The sequence below is a fragment of the Clostridium sp. 1001270J_160509_D11 genome (genome assembly GCF_015667935.1).
In the GTDB taxonomy this organism is placed as follows: Bacteria; Bacillota; Clostridia; order Peptostreptococcales; family Peptostreptococcaceae; genus Intestinibacter.
This window is the reverse complement of record NZ_JADPET010000077.1, coordinates 1-13,353: the sequence shown is the minus strand read 5'-3', so window position 1 is coordinate 13,353 and position 13,353 is coordinate 1. Positions and strand designations below refer to the sequence as shown.

At 31.0% G+C, this 13,353-nt stretch carries 10 protein-coding genes; 6 read left to right on the top strand and 4 right to left on the bottom strand.

Annotated elements, in window-relative coordinates; genetic code table 11:
• Positions 1-148 precede the first annotated feature (148 nt).
• The gene (locus tag I4U58_RS08530; protein WP_195930874.1) at positions 149-1,639 is read left to right on the top strand and encodes an alanine/glycine:cation symporter family protein; all 1,491 of its coding nucleotides are present in this window, start codon (positions 149-151) and stop codon (positions 1,637-1,639) included.
• Positions 1,640-1,777: 138 nt separating this feature from the next.
• Here the strand turns inward: I4U58_RS08530 and I4U58_RS08525 are convergent, their stop codons facing one another.
• Positions 1,778-2,368: a zinc dependent phospholipase C family protein gene (locus tag I4U58_RS08525; RefSeq protein WP_195930873.1), complete on the bottom strand. Its 591-nt coding sequence runs from the start codon at positions 2,366-2,368 to the stop codon at positions 1,778-1,780.
• Between the two features lie 136 nt (positions 2,369-2,504).
• On the opposite strand from I4U58_RS08525, the gene I4U58_RS08520 reads away from it, so the two are divergent.
• Together I4U58_RS08520 and I4U58_RS08515 are read left to right on the top strand one after the other, a co-directional pair.
• The gene (locus tag I4U58_RS08520; RefSeq protein WP_195930872.1) at positions 2,505-3,071 is read left to right on the top strand and encodes a DJ-1 family glyoxalase III; all 567 of its coding nucleotides are present in this window, start codon (positions 2,505-2,507) and stop codon (positions 3,069-3,071) included.
• A gap of 119 nt (positions 3,072-3,190) precedes the next feature.
• Positions 3,191-4,132: a DMT family transporter gene (locus tag I4U58_RS08515; RefSeq protein ID WP_195930871.1), complete on the top strand. Its 942-nt coding sequence runs from the start codon at positions 3,191-3,193 to the stop codon at positions 4,130-4,132.
• A gap of 65 nt (positions 4,133-4,197) precedes the next feature.
• On the opposite strand, the gene I4U58_RS08510 is transcribed toward I4U58_RS08515, so the two are convergent.
• Entirely contained in the window at positions 4,198-5,139 is a 942-nt protein-coding gene (locus I4U58_RS08510) for a TIGR01212 family radical SAM protein (protein WP_195930870.1), read from the bottom strand.
• A gap of 348 nt (positions 5,140-5,487) precedes the next feature.
• Between I4U58_RS08510 and I4U58_RS08505 the strand changes: the two genes are divergently transcribed.
• The 3 genes from I4U58_RS08505 to tkt all read left to right on the top strand — a co-directional run bounded on the left by I4U58_RS08505 (position 5,488) and on the right by tkt (position 9,092).
• Positions 5,488-6,225, top strand: a complete 738-nt coding sequence (locus tag I4U58_RS08505) for a GntR family transcriptional regulator (protein ID WP_195930869.1) — start codon at positions 5,488-5,490, stop codon at positions 6,223-6,225.
• A 184-nt stretch (positions 6,226-6,409) separates the two neighbouring features.
• Positions 6,410-7,057: a fructose-6-phosphate aldolase gene (fsa, locus tag I4U58_RS08500; RefSeq protein ID WP_195930868.1), complete on the top strand. Its 648-nt coding sequence runs from the start codon at positions 6,410-6,412 to the stop codon at positions 7,055-7,057.
• A 52-nt stretch (positions 7,058-7,109) separates the two neighbouring features.
• Positions 7,110-9,092, top strand: a complete 1,983-nt coding sequence (gene tkt / locus I4U58_RS08495) for a transketolase (RefSeq protein WP_195930867.1) — start codon at positions 7,110-7,112, stop codon at positions 9,090-9,092.
• Positions 9,093-9,249: 157 nt separating this feature from the next.
• Here the strand turns inward: tkt and I4U58_RS08490 are convergent, their stop codons facing one another.
• Together I4U58_RS08490 and I4U58_RS08485 are read right to left on the bottom strand one after the other, a co-directional pair.
• On the bottom strand, positions 9,250-10,953 hold the full coding sequence (locus tag I4U58_RS08490; RefSeq protein ID WP_195930866.1) for an ammonium transporter: 1,704 nt from the start codon (positions 10,951-10,953) through the stop codon (positions 9,250-9,252).
• A 191-nt stretch (positions 10,954-11,144) separates the two neighbouring features.
• On the bottom strand, positions 11,145-13,235 hold the full coding sequence (locus I4U58_RS08485; protein ID WP_195930865.1) for a glutamine synthetase III: 2,091 nt from the start codon (positions 13,233-13,235) through the stop codon (positions 11,145-11,147).
• Positions 13,236-13,353 lie beyond the last annotated feature (118 nt).

Here is a 13,353-nt window from a genome sequence, read left to right as displayed (position 1 = left end):
TCAATGAATTTAGTAAAATTAGAACACCGGATTCTTATAAACCTATATATGAGGGATATACAGATGATGATATAAAAGATAATACAATTTAATTAATATAGGTTTTATTATAAGTTAAACAACTAAAAACTAAAAAGGGAGGGACATTATGGAGGATATAATTACTACCATAAATAATATTGTTTGGAGCAATGCATTAGTAGTATTATGTTTTATTTCGGGGATTTATTTTAGCTTTAGAACGAGATTTTCACAAATTAGAAATATTAAAGAAATGGTAGGCCTTTTATTTTCGGGACAATCATCTGAAAAAGGGATATCATCTTTCCAAGGATTTTGTACAGCGCTTGCAGGTCGTATAGGAACTGGTAATATAGCTGGTGTTGCTACTGCTATAGCATGGGGAGGACCTGGAGCATTGTTTTGGATGTGGGCAATAGCTTTCTTGGGAGCAGGCTCAGCATTTGCAGAATCGACCTTAGGTCAACTTTATAAAGAAGAACACGATGGTGAATATCGTGGAGGTCCAGCTTATTACATAGAAAAAGGATTTGGAAGTACAACTTTTTCTAAAGCATATGCAACTTTATTTGCTATAGTTACAGTTATAGCTATAGGAATACTTCTTCCAGGCGTACAATCAAATTCTATAGCAGTATCTATAAACAATGCATTTGGAATAAGTGTAAACGTTACAGCAGTATTTTTAGTTATTTTAACAGGAGTAGTTATATTTGGTGGAATAAAAAGAATAGGTTCAGCAGCAGAATTTATAGTACCGTTTATGGGTGGTGCATATATATTAATGGCAGTTGTAATTATAATTGCCAATATAGGTGATTTACCAGGAGTTATAGCTTTAATATTTAAATCTGCATTTGGAGCAGAGGCGAGTTTTGGTGGAATATTAGGTTCTACAATTGCTTGGGGTGTAAAACGTGGAGTTTACTCAAATGAAGCTGGTCAAGGTACAGGGCCACAAGCATCATCAGCAGCAGAAGTTTCACATCCGGCAAAACAAGGTTTTGTACAAGCCTTTTCAGTTTACGTAGACACATTATTTGTATGCTCAGCAACTGGATTTATGATACTTATGACAGGTTGTTACAACACTTTTAATGAATTTACTAAAAATATAATGGTTGAGAATATGCCGGGATATGCTATAGAAGATATAGGGCCTGTATATACTCAAAATGCAATAAATACGTTGATACCAGGTTTTGGTGGAGCTTTTGTAGCAATAGCACTTTTCTTCTTTGCATTTACTACATTAATGGCGTATTACTATATTGCAGAAGTTAACTTAACATACTTAGTTAAAAAATTTACTGGAGGAAAATCTAGTAAATTATCTATAAATTGTCTTAGAATAGCTTTATTAGCTATGACAGCATTTGGTTGCATTAAGTCTGCAGGATTAGCATGGACTATGGGGGATATTGGTGTAGCTATGATGGCATGGCTAAACTTAATTGCTATTTTGGCATTATCAAAGAAGGCTTTATTGTGTTTTAATGATTATGAATCACAATTAAAGGCAGGGGTTCCAAGAGATGAAATCAGTTTTGATCCAATTAGATTAGGAATAAAAGGTGCTGATTTTTGGGAACAAAAACATCATAACAAAGCTAAATAGTTAAAAACTCTTTCTAATATAATTTTCGGTCTCTTAAATAATTAAGAGGCCATTTTTTTATTCTAGTATTTCAAAAAAATAAAAACTGAATGTATTTAAGCATCCAGTTTCTAGTTATTATTACTTTATTACTACTTATTAACTACAAATTTGCAGTGAATAAGATTTTATAGTGTTTTCCAAAATACAATCTAAAATATAATTAACAACACTATTACACATATAAGTTGAGAAGAATAAATCATTTTCAAAGTCTTCTTTTTCTACATATTGTCTATATAATTTGTTGAAAAATTCTTCGACACTTGTATGACTTAAAGAATCTCTTTCAATTATTTTGTTAAAATTAGTATCTTTAGCTATTAATTGAAGGTCTCTTTCGTAGACTACGTGCTTTTTAAAACTATGGGAAAATTCCCAGCGTTGACTATGTGGTACACAAAAAAAATCACATAAAAAATGGCATATAACGCCTAATTCTTGACTAAACTTACTTACAGAAAAATATTTTTCAATAAAATCAAGTGATAATTTACATAGGGATTTTATTTTTCCGATTATCATATCGAAAGATTCTTTTAAATAATGCTTATGTAAAACGTACTTAGATGTCATATCTGGTTTGATATTGCCATAAATAAAGTTCTTTTCACTTAGAAAAAACGATTTACTAGAATCTATATTTTCTATAAGTGCATTTGAAATTGTTAAATGTGTATTTAAAATCATTAATTGCACCTTCCATATAATAATTATATAATTAAATTATAGTTGTAACTTTTAATTATTTATTATAATAATAACAAGAAAATAAAAATTTTACAACCTAAAAAGTTTTTATATAAAAGGTAAAGGAGACTTAAATATGAAAAAAATATTAGTATTTATAGCTGACGGATTTGAAGAAATTGAAGCGCTATCAGTTGTAGATGTACTTAGAAGAGCGGAGTTAAAATGTGATTTATGCTCTATAAAAGAGGAGTATGTTAGGGGAACTCACAACATAACAGTAAAATCTGATTGTATAATAGATAATATCAATCAAGATGAATACGATGCTATAGTTTTACCAGGGGGATTACCAGGAGCTGATAATTTATTAGATAAAAGAGTAAAAGATATGGCAATTAAATTTAACAATGAAGGAAAAATAGTTGCCGCTATATGTGCAGCACCACAAACTTTAGAAGCATTTGGAATATTAGATGATAGAAAGTGTACATCATATCCAGGTTTTATAAAAGGTAGAGATAAAGTAAATTATTTAGAAGATCAAATAGTTGTAACAGATAAAAATATAATAACTAGTAGAGGACCTGCTACAGCATTAGAATTTGCATTTAGAATATTAGAAGACTTAGGTTATAACGAAAAAGCAAAACAAATAAAACAAGATATGTTAGTTGATTTTTATGTAGAGCATATAAAATAAGAAAACATTACCAAAAGATTGTTTAATAGGAAATTGATATAGTGATTAGAGTGTGGATATTTTGCACTCTAATTCTATTTTTAGGAAAGTATTATAAATTCATAATTGAGGAGGAAATTATGAAAAATAAAATAGGATATTTTTATATTTTATTAGCCGGAATCTTTTGGTCTACCTTAGGATTTTTAGTTAGCAAAATTAGTGATTATAATTTTTCATCTGAAGAAATAGCGTTTTTCAGAATGATAGGCGGATTTATAGCAATTAGTATATATGGAAAGCTAACTATGCCTACAATGTTTAAAATAACAAAAAAGGGAATTTTATATGTACTTGGAATAGGGATAGTATGCCAATTAGTATTTAATATATCTTATATGAGTTCAATCTCTATGGTAGGTGCATCTATGGCAGCAGTTCTACTTTATGTTTCGCCTGTATTTGTAGCGATTTTTTCTAAAATAGTATATAAAGAAAAAATTAATAAAATAAAAATATTATCATTAGTATTTTGTGTAATAGGTGCATACTTAGCAGTAACAGGAGGTAAAATCCAACTAGAAGGTATAAATACAGTTGGTATTTTTGCGGGTATAATGGCAGCGATAACTTACGCAATGCTACCAATTTTCAATAAAAATGCATTAAAAGAAATGGATAATATAACTATGAGTGCTTATGCATTTTTAATAGCTGCGATTTTAATGTGCTTTAGAATAAATCCAGTAGAAACTATTTCAAAAATAGATTCTGTAAAAGTATTTGGATATATTGCTGCTATAGGGATAATACCTACTGCAATGTCTTATATAGTATATTCTAAAGGTATATTAAAAGGTGTAGAACTATCTATAGCAGGTGTAGTTGCATCAATAGAACTTGTTTTATCAGTTATAATAGGATGGACTTTGCTTGGAGAAGATTTCTCTGTTGTTAAATTATTCGGAGTATTATTTATGGTAGTGTCTACTTTTATAGCTGTAAAAGCAATAGAAGATGTTAAGGAAGAAATAGAAGAAGACAAATATCAAACTGAGACTATATCAGAATGTAGTAAGTAAATAAAAAAGACTTCACAAAATATGTGAAGTCTTTTTTATTTTAAGTAATTTATTGAAGTATAATGTTATTTTTTATAGTAAATTCCTTGATAAGTGTCTCTTTCTTTTAAAGTTCTGTCTATATCATTTAAAACTTCCCATTTTTTAAGACTCCACATAGGTCCTACAAGCTCATCACGTTTTCCATCACCTGTAAGTCTATGTATTATCATTTCAGGAGGTAGTATTTCAAGTTGGTCACACACAAGATTTATATATTCATCTCTATCCATAAGTTCAAATTGATTTTTCTCTAATGATCTTGCAAGGGCAGTGTCTTTTATAACGTGAAGTAAATGTATTTTGATTCCATCTACATTCATATCTGCAACTGCTTTTGCAGTCTCCATCATCATGTCGTAGTCTTCTCCTGGAAGTCCATTTATTATATGAACTATAACTTTTATATTTCTATCTTGAAGCTTTTTAAGCCCTTCTAAAAATGTATTATAGTCGTGTCCTCTGTTTATTTTTTTAGATGTAACGTCGTGTATAGTTTGAAGACCTAACTCGACCCATAAATTTGTTCTTTCGTTAAGTTCTGCTAAATAATCAACTACATCATCTTCTAAACAGTCTGGTCTTGTAGAAATTGAAAGACCTATTACATTTTCAAAAGATAGTGCCTCTTCAAATTTATCTTTTAATACATTTAGTGGAGCATAAGTATTAGTATAAGCTTGGAAATAAGCTATATATTTCGCATTAGGCCATTTTTTATGCATCATAGCCTTGATTTCTGCAAATTGCTCGCTTAATGGACTTGCTGGATTTCCAGCAAAATCACCAGAACCACTATTACTACAATAAGTACATCCACCTTTTGAAACTTTACCATCTAAGTTTGGACATGTAAATCCAGCATTTAAAGAGACTTTAAATACTTTTTCACCAAAGTTATTTCTAAGGTAGTAATTCCAAGTATGGTATCTTTTATTATCATCAAATGCATATTTAAATTTTGCCATTTTAATTCACCTTTTCATAAATATTATATTTTAGAGAATAATAAGAAATTATAGATATTAAATAATCATAATTTCTTCACATATATCTCAAAGAAATCTATATACTTAAATGTATTTCGTTAGAATACAGATTTCTTTATGATTTTTATTATATCATTTTAGTATTATATCATATTTAGGTTAAAATAATAAAAGTTTTCTAATTAATATTGTTTTTTGGATTAGATATGATATAATGACATCATGACAACGTATTAAATATGTCTTTAATTTCTTGACCAAAAGTTTTATCAATGGGATAATTATATCATTATTGATTAAAGTATATTTATTAAGAGAGGAAGAAACATGATAGATAAAAATAGTCCATTACCACTATATTTTCAACTACAAAACAAACTTTTAGAAAAGATAAAAGATGGTACATATCCGCAAAATAAAGCTCTACCGACAGAACATGAATTAATACAAAGCTATGGCGTAAGTCGTACAACTGTAAGACAAGCAATCGACAATCTAGTTAAAGAGGGTTATATTGAAAAACGTAGAGGTGTAGGAACTTTTGTTGCTGAAAGAGAAAAGCTAAATTCATGGGATTTGGGAAGTTTAAAAAGCTTTGAAGAAGCATTTAAAGAAAGTAATCATAAGATAAGAACAGAAGCACTTTCAATTAAAGCTATAAAATTAGATTCTAAATTACAACAGATTTTTGGAGATAAAGAAAAGGAAGTCTATGAATTAGAAAGAGTAAGATTTATAGATGAACGCCCAGCGATGAGTATTATAACTTTTGTGCCGGCCTCTATATTTTCCAATATGGACAGATATGATTTTTCATCTGTATCATTATATAAAACAATGTCAGAGGAATATAATATCAATATATGTTATGCAGAAAAGGAATTTAGAGTAGTTGCGGCGGGGAGAGAAGACGCTCAAAAGCTAAAACTTAAAGTTGGAAGTCCACTTCAAGAAGTGAGAACAATTACTTATGATGATAATAATAGAGTAATAGAGTATTCTATATCTAGAGATTCTGGGGACATTAGTACGTACAAAATTAAGTTAAAATACAGAGGTAAATAAAAAGTTGATGAAAATCTGTGAGAAATTACGAGTATTTACAAATTTCGACTTTTTACAAAATTAATATTAAAAAGATAAAGTTTATATCATATTTTATATAAAAAATTATTATATTTTTGTAGAATTTGGAATAATACATGTTATAATGATTATGAAATATGAAAACGTTAAGGAGGATTAAAACATGAGATTTTTTTTAGATACAGCTAATATTGACGAAATAAAAGCAGTGAACGACATGGGAGTAATAGACGGTGTAACAACTAACCCATCTTTAATAGCAAAAGAAGGAAAAGACTTCAAAGAAACTATAAAAGAAATTGCATCAATAGTTGATGGAGCTATAAGCGGAGAAGTTAATAGTGATGATGCAGAAGGTATGATAGTAGAAGGACGTGAAATAGCGGCAATTCATCCAAATATGGTAGTAAAAATACCTATGACAGGTGAAGGTTTAAAAGCTGTAAAAGTTTTAACTAAAGAAGGAATAAAAACTAACGTAACATTAATATTCTCAGCAACTCAAGCATTACTTGCTGCAAGAGCTGGGGCAACATACGTATCACCATTTTTAGGAAGATTAGACGACATATCTACACCAGGTATGGATTTAATAAGAACTATAGCTGAAATATTCGCAGTTCACGAAATAGATACACAAATCATAGCAGCTAGCGTTAGAAATCCAATACACGTTATAGATGCAGCACTTGCTGGAGCTGATATAGCTACTGTTCCTACAAAAGTAATTGAACAAATGTTAAAACATCCTTTAACAGATCAGGGGATAGAAAAGTTCAAAAAAGACTGGGAAGCTACATTTGGTAAATAAAAAAAATTGACCTTAGTTTTATCACAACGTTTTAATTTAATGGAGGAAATATATGAACAATTTAGATGTGAAATGTATTAATGCAATTAGAGTACTAGCAGCTGATGCTATACAAAAATCAAATTCAGGACATCCTGGATTACCACTTGGTGCTGCTAGTATGGCATACACTTTATGGACAAAAATGAATCACAATGGTAAAAATCCTGACTGGAAAAACAGAGATAGATTCGTATTATCTGCAGGTCATGGTTCAATGCTTGAGTATTCATTACTACACTTATTCGGATATGGAATAACTGTAGATGACATAAAGGAATTTAGACAATGGGGAAGTAAAACACCTGGACATCCAGAATACGGTCATACTAAAGGTGTAGAGATAACTACAGGCCCTTTAGGACAAGGTATATGTAATGCTGTAGGTTTTGCAATAGCTGAAGCAAAACTTGCTGATAAATTCAACAGAGATGGATTTAATATAGTAGATCATTATACATACGCTATAACAGGTGATGGATGCCTAATGGAAGGTATATCTTCAGAAGCTTCTTCACTTGCAGGTACATTAGGTCTTGGTAAATTAATATTACTTTACGATTCAAACAACATAACTATAGAAGGGGATACAGATGTAGCATTTACAGAGGATGTTGCTAAACGTTATGAAGCTTATGGATGGCAAGTATTAAATATAGAAGATGGAAACGATATAGATGCTATATCAAAAGCTATAGATGAAGCAAAAGCTGAAACTGAAAAACCTTCTATAATAATCGTAAAAACTCAAATCGGATATGGTTGTCCAGCTAGACAAGGTTCAGCTAAAGCTCATGGTGAGCCACTAGGTGCTGACAACATAAAAGAAATGAAAGAAGTAATGAAATGGGAAGCTGAAGACTTCTTTATACCACAAGATGTTTACACTAATATGGAAACATATATAGCTAACGGTGAAAATGCTGAACAAAACTGGAATGAGTTATTTGCAAAATACGAAGAAGCTTATCCAGAATTAGCAGCAGAATATAAAAAATGGCATGATTTAGATGTTACTGATGAATTATTAAATAGTGAAGAATTCTGGAAATTTGAAAAAGGATGTGCAACTAGACAATCATCAGGAGATGTATTAAATAGATTAACATCATTCATACCAAACTTAATGGGTGGATCTGCTGACTTAGCACCATCTAATAAAAGTGATATGAAAAACACTGGATTCTTCTCAAAAGAAGACAGAAGTGGACAAAATATACACTTTGGTGTAAGAGAGCATGCAATGGCTGCAATATCTAATGCAATAGCTGCTCACGGTGGACTTAAAGCTTATTGTGCGACATTCTTCGTATTTAGCGATTATATGAAAGGTGCAATGAGATTATCTTCTTTAATGAACTTACCAGTGACTTATATATTAACTCACGATAGTATAGGTGTTGGAGAAGATGGACCTACTCATCAACCAATAGAACAATTAGCTGCACTTAGAAGTTTACCAAACATGACAGTATTTAGACCAGCTGACTCAAATGAAACTGCTGCTGCTTGGTTCTACGCTGTAACAAACAAAACTACACCAACTTCATTAGTATTAACAAGACAAAACTTACCACTATACGATATAGATGGAAAAGTTGCTTTAAAAGGAGCTTATATATTAAAAGACTCTCAAAAAGAAATTCCAGATGTAATACTTATGGCATCAGGTTCAGAAGTTGAATTAATAATGGGTGCTGCTGATGAACTTGCTAAAAAAGGTATTGACGCTAGAGTAGTAAGTATGCCATCATTTGAATTATTCGAAGCACAAAGCGCTGAATACAAAGAAAGCGTACTTCCAAACGCTGTTAGAAATAGAGTAGCTGTAGAAGCTGCATCTTCTTTCGGATGGTATAAATACGTTGGTTTAGATGGTGAAGTAATCGCACTTGATCACTTCGGAGCATCTGCACCAGCATCAATATTATTTAAAGAATTCGGATTTACAGTTGAAAACGTAGTTGAAACTGCATTAAGAGTTGTAAATAAATAATTTTAAATAGAAATAAAAGGAGGAAAAATCTAATTTTGATTTTTCCTCCTTTTAAATTTAAAAAATCCTAGGATATGATACCTCTATCATAATCCCAGGATTAAATGTAATTACTATGACCTAATTAATTATAAATAGATTATAGTTAACTAGCATATTAATTAGCTTTTTCTTCTGGATATTGAAGGGCATCTACGCCTTCTTCACCAGTACGTATCTTAACTGCATTTTCTACAGATGATACAAATATCTTACCGTCGCCTATATTACCAGTATATAAAACCTTTTTAGCAGTATCTATAACAGTTTGTACTGGCACTTTTGCGACTACTATCTCAACTAATATCTTAGGATGTAATTCCATTTCTACTGCAACACCTCTATAATATTTAGGAGCACCTTTTTGAGTACCACAACCTAAAACATTAGAAACAGTCATACCCATTATGCCTATATCACTCAAGGCATCTTTTAAATCTTTAAATTTATCTTGATCTGTTATTATTTCAATTTTTGTCAATTTAATATCAGAAGCTACTATATCTGAAGAAGCACTTTTGCTTACTAGTTGTACTGGAACAGCTTTGTCAACAGATACTTTTTCTGCTGCAGTTTTTAATTTTCTAACTGTACTTGCTTTTGCAAAGTCAGCATATGCACTTGATAGACCATGTTCTAATTTATCAAGGCCGACGATTTCTTCTTCTTCACTAACTCTAAGACCTAAAGTAGCATCTATAGCTTTGAATAATATAGTAGTAGTTACTAAAACCCAAGCCATAACAGCTAATACACCTAAACATTGAACTCCTAATAGATGAAAACCTCCGCCATATGCTAGACCACCATCTACTGCAAATACACCTGTAAGAATTGTACCTATTGCACCGCATGCACCATGGACACCTATTGCACCCACTGGGTCATCTATTTTTAATTTTTGATCTAAAAATTCTATTACGACAACTACAGTTAGGCCTGCGACTATACCTATTATACATGCACCAATTGGATTAACTACTGCACATCCTGCTGTTATTGCAACAAGGCCAGCAAGTGAACCATTTAGAGTCATTGAAACATCAGGTTTTTTATATTTAACCCAAGTAAATATCATTGTTGTTACTGTTGCAGCAGCGGCTGCTATATTAGTTGTCACAAATACGCTACCTGCAAGAATTAAATTATCATCACCAGTCATTGAAGTTGTCGAACATCCATTAAATCCAAACCAACAAAACCATAATATAAATACTCCAAGAGCACCAACTGTTATATTATGTCCTGGTATTGCATTTGCACTGCCGTCTTTGTTGTATTTTCCAATACGAGGTCCTAAAATTTTAGCACCTACTAAGGCTGCTAGACCACCTACCATATGAACTGCAGTAGAACCTGCAAAGTCTATAAATCCTAATTGAGAAAGCCAACCGCCACCCCAAATCCAGTGACCTGATATAGGATAGATAAATGCACTTATTGCAATTGAATAAGCTAAATAAGATTTAAATTTTGTTCTTTCTGCCATAGCTCCTGAAACTATAGTTGCAGCAGTAGCGCAAAATACTGTTTGGAATATTACATATGCCCAAGAAGTATAACTACCTTCGACACCATAATTACCTTGGATAAAAAAGTCGAGTCCGCCTATTAGTTTACCACTGCCAGCAAACATCAAACCAAATCCAAATATCCAAAAGACTAACGCTCCACAAGCGAAGTCCATCAAGTTTTTCATTATAATATTACCTGCATTTTTTGCTCTAGTAAATCCTGTTTCAACCATTGCAAACCCAGCTTGCATAAAGAATACTAAAGCAGCTCCTAATAATACCCAAATCGTATCGACTGATGAATACATAATAAATCCTCCTAATAATTAAATTTTCATAATTTCCAATATAAAAGATAAAGCAAATATTGAAAAATTTATAAATCCTAAATACATAAGGTAAAAAGAAATTAAAGGCGTGTACCCACCATTTATCTAGATAGAGTACACGCCTTTGTGTAGATAGTATTTAGTTATGTTAAAATATGAATTTAAATATTTTATACGCTAAATAATAAATCTGTATAAGTTGGGAATGGCCAGTAGCCTTTTCCTACTAATGTTTCTAGTTCGTCAGCTATAGCACGAACTTCATTCATTTGAGATAATACTGTATCATGATAGTATTTAGCTAATTTTTCGCTATCATCACAATCTTTTGCACCTAAAAGAACTTTTTCTAAATCAGCAGTTTTCTTAGCTAAACAGCTACTTAGTGAAGAGATTTTAGATACTAAATTAGTTTCTAAAGATATATCTATATCTGAAGATAAGTCTTTTTTAGCTAAAGCAGATTCTGTTAAATCTTTAGAATAATTACATACAGCTGGTATAATATCTTTTTTGATCATTTCAAGCATTGTAAGTGCTTCAATATTTATAGTTTGAGAGTATTTTTCAAGCAGTATTTCTTTTCTTGATTCTAATTCTAATTTAGTATATACTCCGTGTTTTTCAAATAATTTTATATTTTTTTCATCTGTATAATGAGGTAGAGCTTCTGCAGAAGATTTTAAATTTAATAATCCTCTAGATTCTGCTTCAACTACCCATTCAGGTGCGTAGTTATTTCCATTAAATATTATAGCTTTATGTTCTTTTAATATTTTCTTTAGTACTTCATTTAAAGCTTTATCTATATCGTCTTTTCCTTCGATATAATCAGAAACATAATCAAGAGATTCAGCAACTATAGTATTAAGTATAGTGTTAGGGCAAGCTATATTAGCAGTAGAACCTAACATACGAAACTCAAATTTATTTCCTGTAAATGCAAATGGAGAAGTTCTGTTTCTATCTGTAGTATCTTTTTTAAATGATGGCAATACACCGACATCTATTGCTAATGAATTTAAAGTTTCTTCATTGTATGGAAGGTTTTCTTCAATACATTTTAATACTTTTTCTAAATCAGTACCTATAAACATTGATAATATTGCAGGAGGTGCTTCATTTCCACCTAGACGATGGTCATTTCCAGCATCTGCAACTGATATTCTAAGTAAGTCTTGATTTTCATGAACAGCTTTGATTATTGCTACTAAGAAAGTTAAGAATACTTTGTTGTTTATAGGGTCTTTACCAGGGCTTAATATATTTTTACCTGTATCTGTTGATATAGACCAGTTGTTGTGTTTACCAGAACCGTTGACACCAGCAAATGGTTTTTCATGTAATAAACACATTAAACCGTGTTTACAAGCTACTTTTTTCATAACATCCATAGTTAATTGGTTGTGGTCAGTAGCGACGTTTGTAGTTGTAAATATAGGAGCTAACTCGTGTTGAGCTGGAGCAACTTCGTTGTGTTTAGTTTTTGCTAAAACTCCTAATTTCCACAATTCTTCATCTAAATCTTTCATATATTTAACTACTCTTGGCTTTATTGCACCGAAGTAATGGTCATCTAACTCTTGGCCTTTTGGCGGTTTTGCACCAAATAAAGTTCTACCAGTAAATTTTAAATCTATTCTTTTATTGTATAAGCTTTTATCTATTAAGAAATATTCTTGTTCAGGACCAACTGTAGTAGTAACTCTTTTTACATCTGTTTCTCCTAAAAGATGTAAAAGTCTTACAGCTGATTTATTTATAGCTTCCATTGATCTTAATAAAGGAGTTTTCTTGTCAAGTACTTGACCTCCATATGAGCAAAAGGCTGTAGGAATACATAAAGTACCATTTCTCAAGTATGCATAACTAGTTGGGTCCCATACTGTATATCCTCTAGCTTCAAAAGTAGATCTTAAACCTCCTGAAGGGAATGATGAACCGTCTGGTTCACCTTTTACTAATTCTTTACCAGAGAACTCCATGATTACTTTTCCATCATTAGTTGGACTTATAAAACTATCGTGTTTTTCAGCAGTAATACCAGTCATTGGTTGGAACCAATGAGTAAAATGGGTAGCACCATGTTCTATTGCCCAATCTTTCATTGCAGTGGCAACTACATTTGCAACTTTTAAATCGATTGGTTTACCGTCTTTTATAGTGTTTTGTAATGCTTTATAGACATCTTTAGGCAGTCTTTCTTTCATCACAGTTTCGTTAAATACTAAACTTCCAAATATTTCTGGGACTTTTGTCATAATAATTACCTCCAAAATTTAAAAATAAAAAATATTTAATAAATATAGACTTATACATCATCATATAATCTAATAATTACTTAAATATCTTGAAAAAAAGAAAAGCGCTGTAGGATAC

What these genes read in the sequence shown, in the direction of transcription:
- I4U58_RS08485 (WP_195930865.1), bottom strand. Translation starts at nt 13,235, where the DNA reads ATGACAAAAGTCCCAGAAATATTTGGAAGTTTAGTATTTAACGAAACT.
- I4U58_RS08490 (WP_195930866.1), bottom strand. Translation starts at nt 10,953, where the DNA reads ATGTATTCATCAGTCGATACGATTTGGGTATTATTAGGAGCTGCTTTA.
- I4U58_RS08505 (WP_195930869.1), top strand. Translation starts at nt 5,488, where the DNA reads ATGATAGATAAAAATAGTCCATTACCACTATATTTTCAACTACAAAAC.
- I4U58_RS08525 (WP_195930873.1), bottom strand. Translation starts at nt 2,368, where the DNA reads ATGATTTTAAATACACATTTAACAATTTCAAATGCACTTATAGAAAAT.
- tkt (WP_195930867.1), top strand. Translation starts at nt 7,110, where the DNA reads ATGAACAATTTAGATGTGAAATGTATTAATGCAATTAGAGTACTAGCA.
- I4U58_RS08510 (WP_195930870.1), bottom strand. Translation starts at nt 5,139, where the DNA reads ATGGCAAAATTTAAATATGCATTTGATGATAATAAAAGATACCATACT.
- I4U58_RS08530 (WP_195930874.1), top strand. Translation starts at nt 149, where the DNA reads ATGGAGGATATAATTACTACCATAAATAATATTGTTTGGAGCAATGCA.
- I4U58_RS08520 (WP_195930872.1), top strand. Translation starts at nt 2,505, where the DNA reads ATGAAAAAAATATTAGTATTTATAGCTGACGGATTTGAAGAAATTGAA.
- I4U58_RS08515 (WP_195930871.1), top strand. Translation starts at nt 3,191, where the DNA reads ATGAAAAATAAAATAGGATATTTTTATATTTTATTAGCCGGAATCTTT.
- fsa (WP_195930868.1), top strand. Translation starts at nt 6,410, where the DNA reads ATGAGATTTTTTTTAGATACAGCTAATATTGACGAAATAAAAGCAGTG.